The sequence below is a fragment of the Microbacterium suwonense genome, from assembly GCF_030296555.1.
Classification (GTDB): Bacteria; Actinomycetota; Actinomycetes; order Actinomycetales; family Microbacteriaceae; genus Microbacterium; species Microbacterium suwonense.
The window spans coordinates 2,650,669-2,672,416 of record NZ_AP027728.1 but is presented as its reverse complement, the minus strand read 5'-3'; the positions used below and the strand labels follow the sequence as shown (position 1 = coordinate 2,672,416).

The following is a 21,748-nucleotide window of genomic DNA, read 5'->3' as shown; positions in this document are numbered from 1 at the left end:
CTCTGGTGCCCGACCTAGGCGAACGGGATGGTGGCAACGAGCAGCCCGCCGAGCGCCCAGGTGCGTCGGCGGCCGAAACGCGGGCGGCTGCGGTCGCACAGCCAACCGATCGTCGGCACTCCGACAAGGATGACAACGGCCATCTCCGAGATGAGGAACGAGCCGATCGCGACCTTGTCGGCCGGGTCGATGATGCTGGCGAGCTTCACGACCATGAACTGGCCGGGCAGCATGATCAGCAGCCAGAGTCCGAACCACGCCAGCCCGAACAGCAGCAGCCAGGAGCGGCTGACCGGCGCGAGCGGCGCCGCGTGCGGTCGGGAGGGTTCTGCGGCGACGGACACGGCTAGACCTCCCGGCGGGCGCGCAGCACGTCCTGCAGCCACCGGTACGACGCCTTGGGTGTGCGCTCCAGGGTGTCGAAGTCGACGTGCACGATCCCGAAGCGCTGGGTGAAGCCGGCCGCCCATTCCCAGTTGTCCAGCAGCGACCACACGAACAGCCCGCGCAGGTCGAGCCCCTCGGCCGGCCCGCCCGGGGCGACGGCGTCCAGGGCCGCGCGCAGGTGACCGGCGAGGTAGTCGATCCGCGCGTCGTCCTGCACGACGCCGGTGGCGGGATCCAACTCGTCGGGAAAGCTCGCGCCGTTCTCGGTGATGTAGACCGGCGGCAGCACATCGCCGTAGCGCTCCTGTACCTCGGCGAGCGCCGTGCCGAAGCAGTCGGGGGCGATCGGCCAGCCGAAGCCGGTGGTGGGGTACTCCTCGAATGTCTCGAGCCGGAAGGGCAGCTCGGTCATCGCCTCGCTCATGCCGTCGGGGCTCTCACCGCTGCCGGCGCCGGCTGCGACGCGGCTGGGCATGTAGTAGTTCAGTCCGTAGAAGTCCAGCGGCTGCGAGATGAGGGCCAGGTCGTCGGCGGGCACCTCGGCGAACGCGGCGAACATCGGCGCGAGCTCGTCGGGCACCTGCGGATAGCGCCCCCGCAGCACCGGGTCGGCGAACACCCTGTTGTGCACCACGTCGAACAGTGCGGCCATCATGGCATCCTCTTCGGTGTCAGAGGCCGGCACGACGGGGGTGTGCACGTTGGTGATGCCGATCTGGCCGGGCACGCCGGCGGCGCGCAGCGCCTGCACCGCCAGGCCGTGCCCGAGCAGCTGGTGGTGCACGGTGGGCATGGCGTCGAACAGCAGTGCCTGGCCCGGGGCGTGCAGCCCGAGCGCGTAGCCGTTGAGGGTGACCGTGGCCGGCTCGTTGATGGTGATCCAGGAGCCCACGCGGTCGCCGAAGCGCTCCGCGACGAGGCCGGCGAACTCGCCGAGGCGGTATGCCGTGTCACGGGAGAGCCAGCCCTGCTCGTACTCCTCGGGGACGTCCCAGTGCGAGATCGTCACGAACGGGGCGATACCGGCCTGGTGCAGCTCGTCGAGAAGACGGTCGTAGAAGGCGACGCCCTCGGGGTCGAGCCGGCCGCTGCCGCCGGGCTGCAGCCGGGTCCACCCCAGCGAGAACCGGTAGGCGTCGGCGCCGAGCTCGGCCATCAGACCGACGTCCTCGGCGTGCCGGTGGTAATGGTCGGCGGTCACCACCGTGGTGCTGCCGTCGAGAATGCGACCGGGCTGGGCGCTGAACCGGTCCCACACGCTGGGGCTGCGGCGACCGGAGGTGGTGGCTCCCTCGATCTGCGCGGATGCCGTGGCGGTGCCGATCACGAAGGACGGCGGAAGAGCTCGTCCGAGCGAGGAGGGGTCGTCGGCGGGGCTGTGGCTGAACATCATCGTCTCCCGGCTGCGGACCGCATCGTCCGCCACTTGGTCGTGTAGTGGGTCGCTCGTCCCACTTCCGCTACTCTAGGAGTCCGCTCGTTGCAGAGCAAGCGGGACGGAGGATCCGATGGCACGCACCCCCGTGCAGGTGCGAAGGCGGGCGCTGATCGCGGCCGCGCTGCGGGTGATCGCCGCGCGGGGTCTCAGCGCGACGTCGACCCGCGCCATCGTGGCCGAAGCGGGGATGTCGCTGGCGAGCTTCCACTACGCATTCACCTCGCGCGACGAGCTCATCGACCTGCTGGTCACCGAGGTCCTCTCCAAGGAGGAGAAGGCGATCGCTCCGGCGGACATGTCGGGCAAGAGCCTGACGGAGCTGCTCGCCGAAGGGCTGACGGGCTACCTGGATCACCTGCGCGCGGATCCTCCGCACGAGCAGGCGATGCTGGAGCTGACCCAGTACGCGCTGCGCGAGCGCGTGGCACTGGCCCAGGAGCAGTACGACCAGTACACGCGCCTGGCGATACGCCTGCTCGAACTCGCCGTGCAGCAGACCGGACAGCGGTGGACCGTGCCGCTGCCGACGGTCGCCCGGCTGCTGCTCACCGTGACGGACGGGCTGACCCTCACCTGGCTCGTCGACCGCGACGATGCACTCGCCGAGAGCGTGGTGGCCGCCGCGGCCCGCGCGGTCGCCGCCCTCGCCGAGCCGTGCCGTCGCACGCCCAGCGACCTCGACTAGACTCGACAGGTCGTACCCCCGAGCACCCGGAAGTGAGGTGGTTTCATCATGTCCAGTGACAGTCATAGTCGCAGACACGTCAGCTCTCCCACTTCCGCACCGCTCGGCTGAGCGGCGGCGTCGACTGCGACGCACGCCCCGCTCCGACGAACCCGTCCCGCGCGGTGCCTTCCTGAAGGCACGCCCATGACTCCCTCCCAGCTTCAGACCGTCTCCGAAGCCGCCGACGACATCCGTCGGCTCATCTCCCAGTCCGACCTGCCCGGCGCATCCGCCGTGCTGACTCCGCTGTCCGTGCCGGAGATCGTCGAACTCGTGGATCGACTCGGCATCGAAGATGCCGCGATCGTCTATCGCCTGCTCGCCAAGTCACGTGCGATCGATGTGTTCGAGGCGCTCTCCCCCGGCACGCGCGGCGAGTTGGTGCGCGCATTGCGCAATGTCGAGATCACCGCGCTGTTCGCGGAGATGGATCCCGACGACCGCGTCTGGCTTCTCGACGAGCTGCCGGCATCCGTTGCCCCGCAGCTGCTGCGCGGACTTACCCGCCGGGAGCGTGAGCTCACCGCCGGCATGCTCGGCTATCCGCAGGATTCCATCGGCCGGCGGATGAGCCCCGAGTTCGTGACCGCCCACCCGCACCTGACCGTCGCCGAGACGCTCACACGCGTACGTGCTGCACTCGACAGCGCCGAGACGGTCTACACGCTGCCGGTGACCGACAGCGGCCGTCGCGTGGTCGGGGTGGTCAGCCTGCGCGATCTGATGTCGGCATCCGATGACGACCTGGTCAGCGAGCTGATGCGCGACGCACACATCGCGGATGTGATGGAGGATGCCGAGGCGGCGGCTCGCCGCACGACCGACTACGGACTGCTGGCGATGCCGGTGGTGGACAGCGAGCAGCGCCTGGTGGGCATCCTCACTATCGATGACGCCGCACGCATCCTGAAGCAGGAGGAGAGCGAGGATGCCGCGCGCCAGGGTGGTGTGGAGCCGCTGCGCCGCTCGTACCTCTCCACCCCCATCCGTCGGCTGGTTCGCTCGCGGGTGGTCTGGCTGCTCGTGCTCGCGGTCGGCGCGACACTGACCGTGCAGGTGCTCGATGCGTTCGAGGCGACACTGGCGCAGCTGACCGTGCTGGCGCTGTTCGTGCCGCTGCTGATCGGCACCGGCGGCAACACCGGCAACCAGGCCGCCACCACGGTGACCCGCTCACTCGCCCTCGGCGAGGTCACCCCGCGCGACGTGATGCGGGTGCTCTCCCGCGAGGTGCGCGTCGGGTTCTGCCTGGGGCTGCTGCTGGGAACACTCGGCTTCGTGCTGGCCGGATTGATCTACGAGTGGCACATCGGTCTGGTCATCGGACTCACACTCGTCGCGGTGTGCACGGTCGCGGCCTCCATCGGCGGCATCATGCCGCTGGCCGCCCGTGCGATCAAGGTCGACCCGGCCGTGTTCTCCAACCCGTTCATCACGACCTTCGTCGATGCGACGGGTCTGATCATCTACTTCCTGATCGCGAAGGCCGTGCTGGGGATCTGATCCCGCGCCGAGACCCTCCTGGTTGCCGAAACCCCTCATGAAGTGCGTACTTCACGAGGGGTTTCGACGCTGGTGAGGGGTTTCGGCGATCGGTCAGCGCGGGGTGGGAGGTGTGTCGTCGCCGCGCTCATCGCCGGTGTCATCACCGGAGACCATGCGAGGCCGCCACAGCACCACCTCGGTGGAACGGCGGATGCGGCGGGCGGAGCCGACCGAGAACACCTGGCCCGTGGAACCCGCGGCGAACACACGCACGCCGGGCCGGTTCTCGCGTTCGGCGCGCAGGGCGCCCTCCAGCTCTGTGACGCGGCGGCGCAGCATCCGCACCTCGTCCTCCAGGTCGAGCAGCCGGGCGATCGCCGGCAGGCTCATCCCCTCGCTGCTCAGCTGCGCCACCTCGCGGAGCTGCTCGATGTCGCGCATCGAGTAGCGTCGCGAGCCGCCCCGCGTACGTCGCGGCACCACCAGGCCGATGCGGTCGTACTGCCGCAGCGTCTGGGGGTGCATGCCGGACAGCTCTGCTGCGACGGCTATCGCGAAGACGGGGGACTCGGCATCCATGCGTTTCGTCTCGATTCTGCCGCTCAACGACCGGCGGAGGATGCCTTCGCCATCATCTCGGCGCGGGGATTCTCAGCGGGCTCGAGCTCGTGGAAGCGCTCCAGCGCTTCGCGTGCGGCGTCGTCCAGGTGCGAGGGGACGGCCACCTGCAGCTCGGCGAGCAGGTCGCCGGTGCCCTTCTTCGCCGACACGATGCCGCGGCCCTTGACCCGCAGCACCCGCCCGGAGGGGTTCCCGGTGCGACGCGCAGCTTGACGGGATCGCCGCCGAGGGTGGGCACCTCGATGGTCGCGCCGAGGGTCGCCTCTGTGAACGTGACCGGCACCGTCAGGCGCAGATTCAGTCCGTCACGGCTGAACACCGGATGCGGCCTGACGGTGACCTGCACGACGATGTCGCCGGGCTCGCCGCCGTCCGGCGAGGGGCGACCGCGGCCGCGCAGCCGGATCTTCTGCCCATCGGCGACACCTGCGGGTACCTTGATCTTGAACGGCTTGCCGTCCTCGGCCTGCAGGGTGATGGTCTCGCCGCGTGCTGCGGTGATGAAATCGAGCGTGGTGCGAGCGGTGACGTCGGCACCCTTCTGCGGGCCGCCGAAGCCCCGGTACCCGCCGGTCGGCTGTCCGAACCGGCCGGAGCCGAACGAACCACCACCCTGCGAGAACATCGAGAAGATGTCGTCGAAGTCGGCCTGCCGGCCGCCCTGCCCGAACCGGCTGAAGACGTCTTCGAAGCCGCCCGCGCCTCCGCCGCCGGGGGCGGTGAAACGCGCACCCGACCCCATCGCACGGATCTCGTCGTACTCGCGACGCTGCTCGGCGTCGCTGAGCACGCTGTACGCCTCGCTGATCTCCTTGAACTTCGCCTCGGCCTTCGCATCCCCCGGGTTCGAATCCGGGTGATACTTGCGCGCGAGCTTGCGGTACGTCTTCTTCAGTTCCGCGTCGGAGATGTCCTTCGAGACGCCGAGCGTCTTGTAGAAGTCCTTGTCAAACCAATCCTGGCTGGCCATCGATCACCTACTCCGTGGGAACGGCGACGACGACCTTCGCCGGACGCAGTTCGACGTCACCCAACCGGTACCCGACCTCGACCACCTCGAGGATGGTCGAGGTCTCGGCGCCCGGAGTGGGCTGCTGGAAGATCGCCTCGTGGTGCTGCGGGTCGAACTCCTCGCCGGCCTCACCGTAGGCGGTGACGCCGAGCTTCTCGACCACGGCGCGCACCTTCTCGGCGATCACGGCGAAGGCCGAGCCCTCGACGAGGTCGCCGTGCTGCTGCGCCCGGTCGAGGTCGTCCAGCACGGGCAGCAGCCCCTTGGCCGCCTCGCCCTTGGCGCGTGCGATCTCCAGGTGCCGCTGCTCCTCGGTGCGACGCCGGTAGTTGGCGTACTCGGCGGTCAGCCGCTTGAGGTCGTCCAGGTGCGGGTTCTCGGCCTGCACGTCCGACGGCGCCGCGTCGGAGCCGTCCTCCGAGGCCGCCTCCGGCGTCTGCTCGGCGCCGAGGATGTCGTCGATCGTCAGCTCGTCGTCCGACCCCTCCGCGGCCGCCGCCTCGGCGGAGTCCTGGTCGGCAGGGTTCTGATCTGCAGGGTTCTGATCTGCAGAGTTCTGCCCGGTGGGGTTTCCTGAATCCGGCGCGGGGCCGGATGCCGTGGCATCCGACCCCTCGTCGTCAGGAACTTCGTCGAAGTTCTTGTCCGTCATGGTTACTTGCTCTCGTCCTCGTCGTCCACGACCTCAGCATCCACCACGTCCTCGTCGGACGAGGCGTCCGCCTCGGGCGTGCCCTCGGATGCTGCGCCGTCGCCGGCGGCCGCGTCGGCCTGGGACTGCGCGTAGATGGCTTCACCCAGCTTGCCCTGCGAAGCGTTCAGCTTGTCGAAGGCGGCCTTCACCGCGTCGTCGTCCTCGCCGGCGAGAGCCGTCTTCAGGGCGTCGACATCGGCCTGCACCTCGGTCTTGACGTCCTCGGGCAGCTTGTCCTCGTTCTCCTTGATGAGCTTCTCGATCGAGTAGGCGAGCGACTCGGCCTGGTTGCGCTGCTCAAGGGCCTCGGCGCGCTTCTTGTCCTCGGCGGCGTTCTCCTCGGCCTCGCGCACCATCCGGTCGATGTCCTCCTTCGACAGCGACGAACCGCCGGTGATGGTCATCGACTGCTCCTTGCCGGTGCCCTTGTCCTTGGCGGACACGTGCACGATGCCGTTGGCGTCGATGTCGAAGGTGACCTCGATCTGCGGGATGCCGCGAGGGGCCGGGGCGATGCCGGTCAGCTCGAAGGTGCCCAGCGGCTTGTTGTCACGGGTGAACTCGCGCTCACCCTGGAAGACCTGGATCGCGACCGACGGCTGGTTGTCGTCGGCGGTCGTGAAGGTCTCGCTGCGCTTGGTCGGGATGGCCGTGTTGCGGTCGATGAGCTTGGTCATCCGGCCGCCCTTGGTCTCGATCCCGAGGCTCAGCGGCGTGACGTCGATGAGCAGGACGTCCTTGCGCTCACCGCGCAGCACGCCAGCCTGCAGGGCGGCGCCGACGGCGACGACCTCATCGGGGTTGACGCCCTTGTTGGCGTCCTTGCCGGTCTCGCGCTTGACGAGCTCGGCGACGGCCGGCATGCGGGTCGACCCACCGACCAGCACGATGTGGTCGATGTCGGCGACCTTGACGCCCGCCTCACGGATGACATCGTCGAACGGCTTCTTGGTGCGGTCGAGCAGATCCTTGGTGAGGTCCTCGAACTTGGCGCGGGTGAGGTTCTCGCTCAGCGACACCGGGCCGGAGTCGGTCAGCGAGAGGTACGGCAGGTTGATGCTCGTGCTGGTCGAGGAGGACAGCTCCTTCTTGGCCTGCTCCGCGGCCTCCTTGAGGCGCTGCAGGGCGATCTTGTCGCCCGAGACGTCGACGCCGCTGGTCTCCTTGAACTGCTTGATCAGGTAGTCGACGACGCGCTGATCCCAGTCGTCGCCGCCGAGGCGGTTGTCACCGGCGGTGGCGCGCACCTGGATGGTGGAGAAGTCGTCGTCCTTGCCCACCTCGAGCAGCGACACGTCGAACGTTCCGCCACCGAGGTCGAAGACGAGGATGAGCTCGTCCTCCTTGCCCTTGTCCAGGCCGTAGGCGAGGGCTGCGGCGGTGGGCTCGTTGATGATGCGCAGCACGTTGAGCCCTGCGATCTCACCGGCCTCCTTGGTGGCCTGGCGCTCGGCGTCGTTGAAGTATGCGGGGACGGTGATGACGGCATCCGTCACGGTGTCGCCGAGGTAGGATTCGGCGTCGCGCTTGAGCTTCTGGAGAATGCGCGCGGAGATCTCCTGTGGCGTCCACTTCTTGCCGTCGAGGTCGAACGACCAGTCGGTGCCCATGTGGCGCTTGACCGACGAGATGGTGCGGTCGACGTTGGTGACGGCCTGGCGCTTGGCGGTCTCGCCGACCAGCACCTCGCCGTCCTTGGTGAATGCCACCACCGAAGGGGTGGTGCGGAAGCCCTCGGCGTTGGCGATGACCTTGGGCTCGCCGCCCTCGAGGACGCTGACGACGGAGTTGGTGGTTCCGAGGTCGATTCCGACAGCACGTGCCATGTGATTTCTCCTTGTAGTTGACGCGGTGAGGTTCTGTGGGTCACGGGCAACCCAGAAAACCTGAGTCGCAATGACTCAAGTGTAGGCACAGGATCGGATGCTGTCAAGAAAGTTGATACGAGTCGACTCAAGTCTGAGTCGTCCACAGCTCCGAACGCCTGAGCCGTCGGCTCACTTGCCGCCGGGAGGACCGATGATCAGCAGGATGCTGAAGATCACGACGATCGCGACGAGGATGAGCACCGCGAGAACCCACGGCCGGTGCAGGAACCAGCGCATGGTGCGGTCGTACCAGGTGCGGTCGCGCGGATCGTCGGTCTCGGTGAGGCGCCATTCACCCTCGAGCCGTCCGGAACGGTGCAGCCAGATCTCCGCCGGGATGGTGGCGTAGGGCACGATCGCGCTGGCGATGGTGGTGATCGCGACGCCGGCGTGCCAGCGCTGGTGGAAGGCGAGCAGCACCGCGGTCGCCCCGTAGGACAGGAAGACGAAGCCGTGGATGCCACCGCCGATCGTCACGAGGGTCGCCGGCAGGCCGACGGCGCGGGCGATCAGAGCGCTGATCAGCAGGGTCCAGGTGATCGCCTCGGCGATCGCGAGGACGCGGAACAGGCGGGCGGGGCTACGGAACATGGATCTCCTCGGTTCGATCTGTCCCCACGCTAGGCGACCGGCCCCTTCTGTCACCTGGGATTCCGGGCGGAACCGGGCCTGCAGCCAGAAGATCATCCGAAAGGTGGAGACCGCCGTGCATCCCGGGGTTATCCACAGGGCCGAAACGCGGCATCCGCCGATCTCCCTATTTTGGCGGGCATGTTCCAGCGACTTCTTCGCCGTATCGCGATTCCCGCCATCGCAGTCCTCGCCGCCGCCTCCTTCGCCGGGTGCAGCCCGGCCGGAAGCACGCCGACTTCGACGCCCGTGACCACAGCCCGTCCCGCTCCGTCGCCATCCCCGGACGAGGTCACGACGTTCACGTTCGCCGACGGCGCGACACTGACCGAGGACACGAGCATCGGCTGGGGAGACGGGCTCGGCGGGGATGCCGGGTGGAAGAAGGACCCCTCGAAGTCCACACTCGGCCGCTTCGCATACGACAACGCCGCCGACACCTGCACCGCGACGTTTCAGCTGTTCAGACTGGACCGCACGGAGGGCATCAGCGACATGGACGACCGTCAGGCGTCCGACGTGCTGATGTGGCAGGCGCTGGGCACAACCGCAGCCGAGGGCTCGGACCGCGGCTTCGATGGACGATTCCTGCTGAACCAGCTCGGAGGGTCACTCGTCGAGGGCCGCCAGTTCTCGGTCACGATCAACGACGTGGGACTCTTCAGCGCGGCGCGGGCGTTCGTGGCGGCGAATCGCGGACTCAGCCTGCTCGTGTCCTGTGAGGGCCCAGACATCGGAGAGGTCGCGCACGAGGTGCTGTCGAAGACAGCCATCCTGATCGACCTTCCGTCATGACGTGCGAGTAGCGGGACGAATCGAGACCTGGACGCCGGAGACTCAGCGCGACGCGGTCGCCCGCACGGATGTCGGCCGATTTCACGGATGTCGGTCGAGATTGCAGATCTGAGCCGACATCCGTGATCTGAGCCGACATCCGTAGCGTCGGGGCGGTTGCGCACGGCGCGCCGCCACCCGCCGTTCACCCGTCCCGGCCAGACTTCGACCATGAGCGACGATCACTCCGCGGCAGAGACGCCGATCAACACCGCCGCGCTGACGGCGTTCGGACGCGACCACGACGGGGCACCCGAAGCGACCCGCAAGCAGGTGATCTCGTGGGCGATGTGGGACTGGGCGCTGCAGCCGTTCAACACCGTCATCCTCACCTTCGTGTGGATCGCGCTCTACCTGACGAGCCGGATGTTCCTCGATCCCGCCGTGCGCGAGTCGGGCCTGCTGGCCGACGGCTCATACATGAACTGCAACAAGAGCGAGTTCATGAGCTCGGCGTACTGCCAGGGTCTCACCGACCTGTCGGCATGGTGGGGGTGGGCGAACTTCGCCGCCGGCATCGTGATCCTCGTGCTGGCCCCGGTCCTGGGCCAGCAGGCCGACGCACGCGGCAACAAGAAGAAGTGGGTCGTCGGCGCGACGATCGGGGTCGCGCTGTTCCAGTTCGCCCTGCTCTTCATCGAGGCGGAGCCCGCGTACTTCTGGTACGGGGCCTTCGCTGTCGCGATCGCGGCGGTGGTGAGCGAGATCGGCAACGTCAGCTACTACGCGATGCTCTCGGAGGTGTCGACGCCGCAGAACGTGGGGCGCATCTCGGGGCTCGGCTGGGGCCTGGGGTACGTCGGCGGCGTGGTCGCGCTGATCGCCTGCATCCCCGTGCTGTTCCTGATCGGACAGGACGACCCGCTCTCGTTCAAGCTCGTCGCCGTGATCTGCGCGGTGTGGACGCTGGTGTTCGCGATCCCGATGTTCCGTAACGTGCCCGAGTCGCCGGCGTATGCGCCGTCGCAGAAGGTGGGCTTCTTCCGCTCGTACGTCGTGCTGGCGAAGAACATCGCGAAGCTGTTCCGCACCAACCGACCGACCTTCTGGTTCATGCTGGCGGCGGCCGTCTATCGCGACGGTCTGGCCGGGGTGTTCGCCTTCGGCGCCGTGCTCGCCGCACAGGGCTTCGGGTTCTCGTTCCTGGAGGTGATTGTCTTCGGGCTCGCCGCGAACCTGGTGGCCGGGGTCTCGACGCTGCTCGCCGGACGCATCGACGACGCGATCGGCCCGCGGCGCCTCATCGTGATCACCCTGACGGGACTCGTCGCGATGGCGTTCGTGGTCTTCGCCCTCAAGGATCTCGGCACGATCGTGTTCTGGGTCTGCGGCCTGCTGCTGTGCGCGTTCGTCGGGCCGACCCAGGCATCCAGTCGCAGCCTGCTCACGCGCCTGACCCCGCCGAGCCAGCAGGGCGAGATCTTCGGCCTGTACGCGACGACCGGCCGGGTCGCCTCGTTCCTCTCGCCACTGGCCTGGTCGCTGTTCCTGCTGTGGTTCGGCGGAATCGTCTACGGCGTGCTGGGCATCGGGCTGATCCTGCTCATCGGCCTGATCCTGCTGCTGATGGTGCGATTCCCCAAGGACGTCGGGGTCTGATCACGCAGTCCAGTTCTCCGCCAGTTTGGTGAGCAGCCGCGCCAGCTCGGCGCTCTCCTCCTCGGTGAAGGCGGCGAGGGCCCGCCCGAGCGCCTCACGACGCTCGCCGCGCACGCCTCGGAACAGGCGTGCGCCGTCGTCGGTGATCGCAATGCGCGTGCGGCGCGCATCGTCGGGGTCGGCCTCGCGACGCACCCAGCCGCGATCCACGCCCTGCTGCACAAGACGGGAGGCGCGGGGCTGATCGACGCCGATCGCCTCAGCGAGACCGCTGACGCTGAGCGGTTCGGATGCCGAGGCCAGCGCCTCCACCATGCGGATCACCGCAGGGGCGCCGTGGCGCATGCCGCCATCCGCGCCCCACGGGCCGCGACGCCCCTGAGCTCGGGCATCGCGAGCTCGCGTGCCGTGCAGTCCACGCTCGTGGGGGCCGTGTCCATGCGGATGCTGATGCGGACGCCGTCCCCGCAGCCGGAAGAGCGCGGCCGCGATGGCGTCGGCGGGGTCCACGGGGTCTGCGGTCATACCTCGACTTTACATGCGATTTGACATGCACTTAAATTACATGTCATAATGCATGTACATGCTCAATGACATATAAAGGATTCCCATGAACACCGAAACGAACAGCAATGACACCAACACCCGCCCCTTCGGCTACTGGATCACCGCGGTCGACCGTCTGATGCGCGCCGAGTTCGCCACCGTCTTCGAGGACGAGGGCATCACCCGCCGCGACTGGCGGATGCTGAACCGCATCGACGGCACCTTCGCCGCACGGCCCGGCGCCACCGACCGCCCCCTGAAGGCACACCGCCTGCAGCGGCTCATCGAACGCGGCTGGGTCGAGCGCGGCCCGGAGGGCTGGGCCCTCACGGAGTCGGGCTCACTGGCCAAACAGCGTCTCAGCGTCGCCGTAGACGAGCTCCGCGCTCGCGTCGCCGGCGCAGTGACACCGGAGGAGTACGCCACCATGACCGCCTCCCTCGAGAAGATCGCCCGCGAGTTCGGCTGGGAAGAGGGCCGCAGGCTCCCCCGCAGGGAGCGCGGCGACCGCCGGCGCACCGGACGGGGCGGCTTCGGTCCGCACGCCCGGCGTGACGGCTTCGGCCAGCGTGACGGCTTCGGCCGCCGCGACCACCGCGGTCACGGTCGGGGCCAGCGCTTCGAAGGCCGGGGGCACGGCTTCGAAGGCCGGCGCCACCGCGGCCACGGCTTCCGCGGCCACCTGATGCCTGCCACCCACATCCACATCCACACGCACGGCTGAGCCCTGAACTCACCAGCGAAAAGCATCCGCGTCCCATCGGCGCGGATGCTTTTCGCTGTTCCAGGACGCTTCACACCAGCCTTTCCCATCCGCCGCCCCGGCGGAGACCGCAGGATCGACTGGAATACCCACCGCTCCGAGCAGGTTGAACCGTTCATGGTCAGCCCCGCCCTGGACATCCGGTCCGCCTCCTCGGCGTCGAGCGACGCACTGGAGCGCGTGCTGAGTGAGGTCGCGATCGGCATCCGCTCCCAACGGCGCATCCTTCCGGATGTCGACGAAGCCGTGATCCTCGACGACATCTCCCTGGTGTACGTGCTGAACGGCAGCGTCAGGACGCCGTCGGATGCCGGGCTCCCCGACACCCTCCACGTCGGCGACGCCCTGCTCGTGGCACGTCGCTCCCTCACTCTGCGCATCCCCGCCGGGACCGGAGTGCTCGTCTCGCGGCTACGCTGGGCCGACAGCGCCGCGCATCTGAGCGCACTGCTGCCCGACACCGCATGGATCCGGCATTTCGACGAGCTCGAGCCTGCGGCGGCCGCGCTCGCCCAGCACATGGGCGGAGACGCCGCGGTGGTCAGTGACCGTGGCGGCGACCCGGTCATCTGCCGCATGATGGCGACCACGCTGCTGCAGTCTGTGATCCGCGCCTGGTCGAGCATCGGCTGCGCCCCGCAGGGCTGGCCCTCCCGCTCGAACGACCCGTTCCTGGATCGCGTCGTCCGAGCCATCGACGACGACCCCGGCCGCGACTGGAGCGTCGAGCAGATGGCATCCGTGAGCGCGCTGTCGCGCTCGGTGTTCGCCGAGCGCTTCCGCCTCACCTTCGGGGTCTCCCCGGCGCAGTACGTCGCCGAGGTGCGGATGCGTGCAGCACGGGCGCTGCTCATCGACGGGCGCGGTGTGAGCGAGGTGTCCCGTGAGCTCGGCTACGGCTCCGGCGAGGGCTTCAGCCGTGCGTTCCGTCGGCACACCGGCATGACGCCATCGGCGTGGCGGAGCCGCCGCGCCCTGGCATCCGCCTGAGCGAGCCGACCGAACACCGCGGCTCAGCTGGCCTGGCGACCGGAGACGCCGAACAGCACAGCACCCACCGCGAGCAGCGCTGCGCCCACGGCGTAGGCCAGGCCGATGCCCAGCGCATCCACCAGCAGCCCACCCACCCCTGCGGCGAGCATGATCGCTCCCTGGAATCCCACCACGACGAGGCCTCCCCGGCCTCGAGCCGATCGGGCATCCGATGACCGACCCAGGTGTTCACGATCAGCAGCCACGACGCGAAGAAGAAGCCCCATACGAACGCGGCGGCCCCGACCGTCCACAGCGATGCTGCAGCGAGGATGACGAGCATCATGGTGACGGCGATCGCCAGCGGGGTCACCACCGCCAGCACCCGGTAGGTGCGGTCGATCCCGGCTCCGATCACGAGGTTTCCGATGAACCCGCCGATGCCGAACACGGCCAGCAGGACGATGATCGTGCTCGCATCGATCGGGACGCCGCCCGACTGCACACGCTCGAGCGCGAGCCGGATGTAGGTGTAGGCCAGCGCATGTCCGAAGATCACCAGCACGTGCCCCACGATCCCGAGCCCGATGCCGGGACGCCGGAGGGTCTCGACGAGCACCGCGATGCGCGCGACGTTCTGCGCCGGCACCGCTGGCAGCAGGGTGCGCAGTCCTACCGCCAGCAGTGCGGTGACCGCCGCGGCGATGCCGAAGACGCCGCGCCAGTCCAGCAGTTCGCTGAGCGCCACGCCGACCGGCACGCCGGCGACAGTCGCCAGGGAGGTTCCGGCAGCGGTGAACATCACCGCGCGCCCGAGCCGCTCCTGGCCCGCGATGCTGGCCGCCACCGTGATCGACATGGTCCAGAAGCCCGAAAGCGCGGCTCCCAGCAGCACCCGGGCGAGCAGCATGAGCGGCAGGCTCGGCGCGATCGCCACGATCAGGTTCGAGATCGCGGCGAGCACAGCCATCCACACCAGCAGCGTGCGCCGGTCCAACCGAGGCAGTGCGAGCCCGATGGTGGGCGCGACGATCAATCCGGCCAGTGCGGTGACGGTCACCAGCTGCCCGGCCTGCCCGGCAGTCACACCGAGCTCGGCTGCGATCTCCGTGAGCACCCCGTTGGGAAGGAACTCGGCGCTGACGAGCAGGAAGCTCATCGCCATCATCGTCAGCAGCGCGGCGTAGGGCATGCGTCGCACCGTCGCGGGGACGGTCGGCACGGGTGCGGTCGTGGTCATGCTTCCAGCGTGCCGGGTGTGCGGATGCAGCACCCGACCATCCGTCCGCGGCATCCGACCGCTCGTCCGGGAGGCGCCGCGAGCGGGTCCGGAGGGATCAGGACAGCAGCGTCGAGATCAGGACAGCAGCGTCGAGATCAGCACCACCGCGCCGACCAGCAGCACGCCCAGGAAGCCGTAGATCGCGATGGTCAGGCCCCGGTAGCCGCCCGACGTCGCGCCCGAAGGTGGCGGCACCACGGCCGGGTCGGGCTCGGGTGCGGTCAGTCGCGGATCGGATGCCGGTGCCTTCGGCGCGGCGGCGAGACCGGATGCCGCACGGCGCCCTGCCCGTGGGGCATCGGGTGCGCCGGAGCGATCCTGCCACTTCTCACGCCAGTCCGCCCTCGTCACGGGTGTCTCCGCGGGCGGCGGTGGGATGACCGGCTCGGCCAGGAAGGACTCCGGCAGCACAGCCTCCGGGATCGCCGGCTCGGGCTGGTCGAGCTCGGGCACCTCGGCCTCGGGGATCTCGAGGTCGGGCACTTCCGGCTCCGGCGCCGAGGCATCCGGCTGCTGCGCGCCCTCGTCGGGATCAGTCATGTCAGCCTCCGATCGCTCCTGCATCCGTCGTGCCCACATCGGTGCGGTGGAAGTTCAGATGCGCGCGGGATGCCGTGGGGCCCCGCTGGCCCTGGTAGCGGTTGCCGTACGGGCCCGAGCCGTACGCGTTCTCGGTCGGCGAGCTGAGCCGGAAGAAGCAGAACTGCCCGATCTTCATGCCCGGCCACAGCTTGATCGGCAGAGTGGCGACGTTCGCCAGCTCCAGGGTGACGTGCCCCGTGAACCCGGGGTCGACGAACCCTGCCGTGGAATGCGTGATCAGACCGAGGCGCCCCAGCGACGACTTGCCCTCCAGCCGGGCGGCAATGTCGTCCGGCAGCGTCACCTGCTCGAAGGTCGCGCCGAGCGCGAACTCCCCGGGTGCAGGATGAACGGCTCGTCGGGGGCGACCTCGATCAGCCTGGTCAGCTCGGGCTGCTCGACCGAGGGGTCGATGAACGGGTACTTGTGGTTGTCGAACAGCCGGAAGTACCGGTCCAGCCGTACGTCGACGCTCGAGGGCTGCACCATCTCGTCGTCGAACGGGGAGAGACCGATGCGGCCCGATGCGAGTTCTGCTTTGATGTCGCGGTCGCTGAGAAGCACGTCTTCAGCCTACTGGCGCGGGATGGCTCGGTTGCGGGCTCATCCCGCGCGAAACCACTCGGTCGCCCTCCTGCATGCTCCGGCCATGTCCCACAAGTGGCGAGTCCCCGGCATCCGGACTCTCTATTTCTGTGCCCCACCGCACACCATGTCTCAGTGGTGGCGGGTCCGGGCGGGCTGCACCCACCAGTTGTGGGACGCGGCCGGCGGAGGGATCAACGGTGCGCCGGGACACCGGAGCACGGATCAGTGCGCGAAGCGGGGTCAGCCGGTCTCGGCCAGCCCCCACTGGTAGGCCAGGATCACGATGTGCACGCGATCGCGGGCGTCGAGCTTCGCCAGCACCCGGCCGACGTGCGTCTTGACGGTGGACTCGCTGAGGAAGAAGCTCTCCGCGATCTCGCTGTTGCTCAGGCCCTGCGCGATCGCGTGGAACACGTCGCGTTCACGATCGGTGAGTTCGACGAGGGGGTCGGATGCGGGGCGCGCGGCAGCTTCTCCCGCTGCGGTGGCGGGCTGGGTCGCGAGGTGGTCGAGCAGCGCCCTGGTGGCGCGCGGCGCGAGCGCCCCATCGCCGCGGTGCACGGCCCGCACAGCCGAGACGAGTTCGTGCCGCTGCGCGTCCTTCAGCAGGAATCCACTCGCTCCGGCCCGGATCGCGCCGAACGCGTACTCATCCAGATCGAAGGTCGTGAGCACCAGCACCCGGACCTGCGGATGCTCATGCACGATCTGCTCGGTGGCGGCGATGCCATCGAGGCCCGGCATCCGCACGTCCATGAGCACGACGTCGGGCTGCAGCGCCGCCGTCTGCGCGATCGCGTCGGCGCCGTCGCCGGCCTCGCCGACGATCTCGATGTCGGGTTCTGCCTCAAGAACGAGGCGGAAGCCGATGCGGATGAGCGACTGGTCATCGACCAGCAGCACGCGGATGGGGTCGGTCATCGGTCGACCTCCTGGGCGGGCGTGGGGATCGAGGGGGCCGGACTCGTCGAGGACTGCGCTTCTGCGTCGCCGCCCCTGCTGGTCGCCGCCGCCCCTGCTGGTCCACGTGAATCAGCAGGGGCGGCGTCGCTGATCAGGGGCGAGGACGTGCCAGACGAATCGCCGGCCTGACGCGGCAACTCGGCGCGCAGCATCCATCGTCCGTCTCCCGCGGGAGCGGAGACGACGACGCCACCGAGCAATGCGGCGCGCTCGGCGAGGCCGCGCAGGCCGAACCCGCCCTCGGACACCGGCCCGGTTACGCCGTCGTTCACGATCTCGATGATGATCGGCGTCGCGTCGTTGTCGATCCGCACGTCGATCTTGCTCGCCATGGGCGCGTGCCTGATCGCGTTCGTGACGCCCTCCTGCACGATGCGTCCGATGGCGAAGCGCAGCGCCGGTGCAGCATCCGCCTCTCCGCGGGTGGTGAGCGACACGGGGAATCCGGCGCGCTGTGCGGTCGCGACCGTGTCTGGGGGCTCGCCGCATCCAGCGGCGCCAGCGGAGCATCCGCGTCGCCGTCACGCAGCACCCCCAGCATGGACCGCATCTCGGCGAGTGCATCGCGAGCGGTGGTCGCTGCGGCCATCGACGCGTCGCGCGCCCGGTCGCGATCGGATGTCGCAGCCGCACCCTCCGAGAGCGCGACGACCACCGTCAGCGAATGCGAGACGATGTCGTGCATCTCGCGCGCGATGCGGTCGCGCTCGGCGGCCGCCGCGAGCTGAGCCTGCTGATCGCGCTCGACGAGCAGCTGCCGGGAGCGGTCGATGACCGCCTCGATGTAGCGCTTGCGGTTGCCGATGTTGATGCCGATCAGCGCGCCGATCAGCCCGGGGATGCTCACGGACAGAAGGGTGTTGACCGTCGTCTGCAGGCTCAGCCCGCCGAGGCCGAACCAGGCGAAGGCGAGGCCACCGGTGATCGCCACACCCGCTCCGAGGCCGATCCAACTCGACCTGGGCGAGCGGTGGACGGCGAGGGTGTACACGGCGAGCGCGAAGGCGGGCCCGCCCGACGAGCGCGTGACGGCCAGCAGCAGCACATCGCACACGATCGCGGCGATGAGCACCGCGACGGGCCAGCGCCGACGCCAGACCAGCAGCACGGCGGTGGCGACGAGGACGATGCCCACGACGACCGCTCCCCACGGCGAGATCGGATTCGCGCGCGAGCCGGGCGCGGCGCTGGCTCCCACCGACAGCAGCAGACAGACGAGGGCGACCAGGATGTCGGTGACGCGCGGATGCCGCGCCCAGAACTGCCGGAAGATGCCGGGCGGACGCGGCAGCCGCAGCTCGTCGTCCCGGAGGACGGCGGAGCTGCGGCTGTGCGATCTGGACACGCTGATGACTCTACGGCGTGGGGCGTTGAGCCGGCCGAAGGGTCAGACGTCCCGTCCGCGCACCACGGCCCATCCGCCCAGCAGCGCGGCGGCCGGCCATGCGGCGAGCGTGATCCAGGCGACCGGCGTGCTGATGGCCGCGCCGTCCTGCGGCAGGATCGCGAGCGGCGCCGCCGAGGAGGGCAGGTAGTTGCCGAGCTCGCCGATCCACTGCACGTCGTGTGCGAGCACACCGAGCAGGCTGACGATCACCGGCAGCACGAACAGGATGCCGACGGTGACGGCGATCGCTCCCGCACCCGAGCGCAGCACGAAGCCGAGGCCGACGCCCAGCAGAGCGAACAGCGCCATGGCTGCGGAGGCGGCGAGGATGGGCAGGATGACGGCGGCCGGGTCCGACCAGTCCAGCGCCATGTCCTTCGAGGCGGCGAGCGGCGAGATGCCGACGGCCGCGATGACGAAGATGACCAGCGCCACGACGAACATGAACGCCGCGAGCACGGTCGCCTTGGCTGCGACCACGGCACCGCGCACCGGGTTCGCAGTGAAGGTGGAGCGGATCATGCCTGTGGAGTACTCGCCCGACACCGAGATGACGCCGAGGATGCCGGCGAGCATCATCGTGAACTGCACGGGGGCGACCACGGCCATGATGATGTTGTCCATCGGCGGGGAGATCGTAGCCGTGACGATGAAGGCCAGTCCGATGCTGAGGGCCGCGACGATGCCGACCGACCACCAGGTGCCGCGCACGGTCACCAGCTTGATCAGCTCGCTGCGCAGCTGGCGAACGAAGGTCAGGTTTCTCGCGGGTGCCGGGATGTGCGTGGCACGGGCCTGGATCGCGGTCATGAGAGTGCTCCTTCGAGCGGGGCGCCGTCCTGAGGGACGGCACGTGTGCGATATTCGACGGACTCGCCGGTGAGGGCGAGGTAGGCGTCCTCGAGCGACCCGCTGGTCGGGGTGAGCTCGTGGATCGGGATGCCGCGTTCGAAGGCGAGATCGCCGATGCGGGATGCCGGCAGGCCGGTCACGTCGAGGGTGAACCGGTCGGTGGTGACCACCTCGACGTCGCGGCCGGCGACGGCGTCGGCGAGCTCGGCGGCGCGCGGGCTGCGCACGTGCACGCGCTCGGTGGTCCAGGCGCGCACGAGGTCGGGCAGCGCGGCATCCGCCAGCACCTTCCCGCGTCCGAGCACGATGACATGGTCGGCGGTCTGCGCCATCTCGCTCATCAGGTGGCTGGAGAGCAGCACGGTGCGTCCCTCGGATGCCGCGTGACGCACGAACTGACGCACCCAGCGCACACCCTCGGGGTCGAGGCCGTTGACCGGCTCGTCGAGGATGAGCGTGTGCGGGTCGCCGAGCAGCGCTGCGGCGATGCCGAGGCGCTGCCCCATGCCGAGCGAGAAGCCGCCGGCGCGCTTGCGGGCGACCGAGCCGATGCCGGTGATGTCGATCACCTCGTCCACGCGCGCGGACGGGATGCCGTGCGTCGCCGCCATGGCGCGCAGATGGTTGCGTGCCGACCGGCCGGTGTGCACGGCCTTGGCATCGAGCAGCACGCCCACCTCGGTCAGCGGTGCGCCCAGCTTGGCGTACTGCTTGCCGTTGACGGTGACGCGCCCCGTGGTGGGGCGGTCGAGCCCGACGATCATGCGCATGGTGGTGGATTTTCCCGCACCGTTCGGCCCGAGGAATCCCGTGACGCTGCCCGGACGCACCGTGAACGACACGTCGTCGACGGCGACCTTGTCTCCGTACCTCTTGCTGAGGCCTTCTGCTGTGATCATGTCTACGACGCTACGTTCACTGGCGTGTCCCGCGCGTCCGCCTGCGGGATGATCCTGGCGCGCGGGGGTATGGCACCGTGGTGCCATACCCCCGCGCCGGGTTTGTTATGCTGGCGAAGCGCCGCAAGGCGTGCGGGGCTGTAGTTCAATGGCAGAACTTCTGCTTCCCAAGCAGACAGCGCGGGTTCGATTCCCGTCAGCCCCTCCACTTATGCTTCGCCGATGCGGCTGTGCGTTGCGACCTGCGACGCAGTCCTCGTCGTAGAGGGACTCGACCGGGTCGGCCGCTCACGTCAACGCCTGCACGGCGATGCTCTCGCGCGTGGTCGGCTCACGCGGGACCAGCGTGACGGGCCCGTTCCACGGGACCAGGTCGGTGAGCGTACGGGAACCTCCGGCCGCGAAGACCTCGACCGAACCGCGATCCACCACAAGAGTCAGCGAGCCCGTCACGGTGACGGGCAGCGGCATCCTCTCCCGGCTGGGGAACGAATCGTCGATACCGATGAACGCGGTCCGATCCAGCACGACCTCTTCGGGCGTCCAGCTCAGGACCGCCTTCGGACCGTCACGCACGATCAGCTCGACTTCTCCTGCCCGACCGGTGATCTCGATGCGCGCGGCGTCGGGCAGCAGCCACGTCCCGTCAGCGCTCGACTCGACGACGACGCCGTCCGGCAGCACCGGCGCGGCCGTCAGCTGCGGCCTCCCGTCCACCATGGTCAGCGACAGTCGTCGCGCTACAGTCATGGCTCCGCGCGCACCCTCCGCCGGCCATTCGCGGGCGTAGTCCCAGTTGCTCATCCAGGCGATGAATGTGCGACGCTCGTCGGGCAGCCCGTTGAACGTCACTCCGGCGTAGCAGTCCCGGCCGAAATCGAGCCAGTCCACAGCATCCGACTCCCCTGCCGCCAGCGGAACATCAGCGGTGAAAGCGACCCCGTCGAAGCGGCCGACGATGTACTGCGTGCCGGAGCCCCCGCGATTGCGCCGGGACTCATGCTGATCACCAGCACCCAGCGCACATCGCCACTGTCCCCATCGACGGCCAGCGGAAACAGATCGGGGCACTCCCAGATGCCGTCGACCGCACCCGCAGGACCGTAGACGGACAGGAACGTCCACTCCCTCAGATCATCCGACCGGTACAGCACGACCTGGCGATCCACCGCCTCGACCGCCACCATCACCCAGTAGTCATCGGACGGCCCCCGGTAGCGGAAGACCTTCGGGTCGCGGAAGTCCTTCGACCCGCGGTCAAGCACCGGAGTGCCGTACTTGGTCCAGGTCATGCCGTCGTCGACGCTGTAGGCCAGCGTCTGGGACTGGATGCCCGTGACCGCCGACACCGAGGTGTAGATCGCGACCAGGGCGGTCTCGCCCGGGCCGGCGAATCCGGCGGTATTGCCTTCGTCGACCACAGCCGAGCCCGAGAAGATCTGCTCGTTCTCGTCGCAGGGAATGGCGACGGGATGCTCGGTCCAGTCGATCAGATCGGTGCTGGAGGCGTGTCCCCAGCTCATGTTGGCGTGCCCGATCCCCTCAGGGTTGTACTGGAAGAAGAGGTGGTATCGCCCGTCGTGGAAGAGCAGACCGTTCGGGTCGTTCATCCAGTTGTG

General features: G+C 69.0%; 21 protein-coding genes, 1 tRNA gene and 3 pseudogenes. 7 read left to right on the top strand and 18 right to left on the bottom strand.

Going from position 1 to position 21,748, the window contains the following annotated elements; all coding sequences use genetic code 11:
• Positions 1-14 precede the first annotated feature (14 nt).
• Positions 15-344, bottom strand: a complete 330-nt coding sequence (locus tag QUE33_RS13420; protein WP_286300685.1) for a hypothetical protein — start codon at positions 342-344, stop codon at positions 15-17.
• Positions 345-346: 2 nt separating this feature from the next.
• Complete coding sequence (locus QUE33_RS13415) at positions 347-1,780, bottom strand: glycoside hydrolase family 1 protein (RefSeq protein WP_286300683.1); 1,434 nt, start codon at positions 1,778-1,780, stop codon at positions 347-349.
• A 115-nt stretch (positions 1,781-1,895) separates the two neighbouring features.
• Here QUE33_RS13415 and QUE33_RS13410 point away from each other — a divergent pair, with 115 nt between their 5' ends.
• Positions 1,896-2,510 (top strand): TetR/AcrR family transcriptional regulator, encoded by a 615-nt coding sequence (locus QUE33_RS13410; RefSeq protein ID WP_286300680.1) that lies wholly within the window; start codon positions 1,896-1,898, stop codon positions 2,508-2,510.
• A 186-nt stretch (positions 2,511-2,696) separates the two neighbouring features.
• Complete coding sequence (mgtE, locus tag QUE33_RS13405; protein WP_286300678.1) at positions 2,697-4,055, top strand: magnesium transporter; 1,359 nt, start codon at positions 2,697-2,699, stop codon at positions 4,053-4,055.
• A 93-nt stretch (positions 4,056-4,148) separates the two neighbouring features.
• Here mgtE and QUE33_RS13400 read toward each other — a convergent pair whose 3' ends face one another.
• The 5 genes and pseudogenes from QUE33_RS13400 to QUE33_RS13380 all read right to left on the bottom strand — a co-directional run bounded on the left by QUE33_RS13400 (position 4,149) and on the right by QUE33_RS13380 (position 8,823).
• Positions 4,149-4,616, bottom strand: coding sequence for a heat shock protein transcriptional repressor HspR (locus tag QUE33_RS13400; RefSeq protein ID WP_286300676.1), 468 nt, complete (start codon positions 4,614-4,616; stop codon positions 4,149-4,151).
• Between the two features lie 23 nt (positions 4,617-4,639).
• Positions 4,640-5,628 (bottom strand): annotated as a pseudogene (locus tag QUE33_RS13395) (DnaJ C-terminal domain-containing protein).
• A 7-nt stretch (positions 5,629-5,635) separates the two neighbouring features.
• Positions 5,636-6,322: a nucleotide exchange factor GrpE gene (locus QUE33_RS13390; RefSeq protein ID WP_286300674.1), complete on the bottom strand. Its 687-nt coding sequence runs from the start codon at positions 6,320-6,322 to the stop codon at positions 5,636-5,638.
• Between the two features lie 2 nt (positions 6,323-6,324).
• Positions 6,325-8,190 carry a molecular chaperone DnaK gene (gene dnaK, locus QUE33_RS13385; RefSeq protein WP_286300672.1) on the bottom strand — a complete coding sequence of 622 codons (1,866 nt, stop codon included), beginning with the start codon at positions 8,188-8,190 and terminating at the stop codon, positions 6,325-6,327.
• 171 nt (positions 8,191-8,361) lie between these two features.
• Positions 8,362-8,823, bottom strand: a complete 462-nt coding sequence (locus QUE33_RS13380) for a DUF3817 domain-containing protein (protein ID WP_286300671.1) — start codon at positions 8,821-8,823, stop codon at positions 8,362-8,364.
• Positions 8,824-9,003: 180 nt separating this feature from the next.
• On the opposite strand from QUE33_RS13380, the gene QUE33_RS13375 reads away from it, so the two are divergent.
• Positions 9,004-9,657, top strand: coding sequence for a hypothetical protein (locus QUE33_RS13375; protein ID WP_286300670.1), 654 nt, complete (start codon positions 9,004-9,006; stop codon positions 9,655-9,657).
• 210 nt (positions 9,658-9,867) lie between these two features.
• Positions 9,868-11,295 (top strand): MFS transporter, encoded by a 1,428-nt coding sequence (locus QUE33_RS13370; protein WP_286300669.1) that lies wholly within the window; start codon positions 9,868-9,870, stop codon positions 11,293-11,295.
• Here QUE33_RS13370 and QUE33_RS13365 read toward each other — a convergent pair whose 3' ends face one another.
• On the bottom strand, positions 11,296-11,820 hold the full coding sequence (locus QUE33_RS13365; protein ID WP_286300668.1) for a MarR family winged helix-turn-helix transcriptional regulator: 525 nt from the start codon (positions 11,818-11,820) through the stop codon (positions 11,296-11,298).
• A gap of 85 nt (positions 11,821-11,905) precedes the next feature.
• Here QUE33_RS13365 and QUE33_RS13360 point away from each other — a divergent pair, with 85 nt between their 5' ends.
• Positions 11,906-12,565, top strand: a complete 660-nt coding sequence (locus tag QUE33_RS13360) for a MarR family winged helix-turn-helix transcriptional regulator (RefSeq protein WP_286300667.1) — start codon at positions 11,906-11,908, stop codon at positions 12,563-12,565.
• A gap of 156 nt (positions 12,566-12,721) precedes the next feature.
• A complete protein-coding gene (locus QUE33_RS13355) occupies positions 12,722-13,594 on the top strand; it encodes a helix-turn-helix domain-containing protein (protein ID WP_286300666.1) in 873 nt (290 codons plus the stop codon).
• Here the strand turns inward: QUE33_RS13355 and QUE33_RS13350 are convergent.
• The 8 genes and pseudogenes from QUE33_RS13350 to QUE33_RS13315 form a co-directional block, all read right to left on the bottom strand.
• A complete protein-coding gene (locus tag QUE33_RS13350) occupies positions 13,518-14,816 on the bottom strand; it encodes an MFS transporter (protein ID WP_286300665.1) in 1,299 nt (432 codons plus the stop codon). The genes QUE33_RS13355 and QUE33_RS13350 overlap by 77 nt on opposite strands.
• A 117-nt stretch (positions 14,817-14,933) precedes the next feature.
• Positions 14,934-15,398, bottom strand: coding sequence for a hypothetical protein (locus QUE33_RS13345; protein ID WP_286300663.1), 465 nt, complete (start codon positions 15,396-15,398; stop codon positions 14,934-14,936).
• 1 nt (position 15,399) lies between these two features.
• Positions 15,400-16,004 (bottom strand): annotated as a pseudogene (dcd, locus tag QUE33_RS13340) (dCTP deaminase).
• A 264-nt stretch (positions 16,005-16,268) separates the two neighbouring features.
• A complete protein-coding gene (locus QUE33_RS13335) occupies positions 16,269-16,949 on the bottom strand; it encodes a response regulator transcription factor (protein WP_286300662.1) in 681 nt (226 codons plus the stop codon).
• Complete coding sequence (locus QUE33_RS13330) at positions 16,946-17,323, bottom strand: sensor histidine kinase (protein ID WP_286300661.1); 378 nt, start codon at positions 17,321-17,323, stop codon at positions 16,946-16,948. Before QUE33_RS13330 ends, QUE33_RS13335 begins: the two co-directional genes overlap by 4 nt.
• Complete coding sequence (locus QUE33_RS13325) at positions 17,260-18,336, bottom strand: sensor histidine kinase (RefSeq protein WP_286300659.1); 1,077 nt, start codon at positions 18,334-18,336, stop codon at positions 17,260-17,262. Before QUE33_RS13325 ends, QUE33_RS13330 begins: the two co-directional genes overlap by 64 nt.
• 42 nt (positions 18,337-18,378) lie before the next feature.
• Entirely contained in the window at positions 18,379-19,188 is an 810-nt protein-coding gene (locus QUE33_RS13320; RefSeq protein WP_286300657.1) for an ABC transporter permease, read from the bottom strand.
• On the bottom strand, positions 19,185-20,129 hold the full coding sequence (locus QUE33_RS13315) for an ABC transporter ATP-binding protein (protein ID WP_286300656.1): 945 nt from the start codon (positions 20,127-20,129) through the stop codon (positions 19,185-19,187). The genes QUE33_RS13320 and QUE33_RS13315 overlap by 4 nt, the downstream gene beginning before the upstream one ends.
• A 134-nt stretch (positions 20,130-20,263) precedes the next feature.
• On the opposite strand from QUE33_RS13315, the gene QUE33_RS13310 reads away from it, so the two are divergent.
• Positions 20,264-20,337 (top strand) — tRNA-Gly (locus QUE33_RS13310).
• A gap of 80 nt (positions 20,338-20,417) precedes the next feature.
• On the opposite strand, the gene QUE33_RS13305 is transcribed toward QUE33_RS13310, so the two are convergent.
• On the bottom strand, positions 20,418-20,849 hold the full coding sequence (locus QUE33_RS13305) for a GH32 C-terminal domain-containing protein (RefSeq protein ID WP_286303162.1): 432 nt from the start codon (positions 20,847-20,849) through the stop codon (positions 20,418-20,420).
• Between the two features lie 57 nt (positions 20,850-20,906).
• Positions 20,907-21,739 (bottom strand): annotated as a pseudogene (locus tag QUE33_RS13300) (glycoside hydrolase family 32 protein); the annotation flags it as partial.
• Between the last annotated feature and the right edge of the window lie 9 nt (positions 21,740-21,748).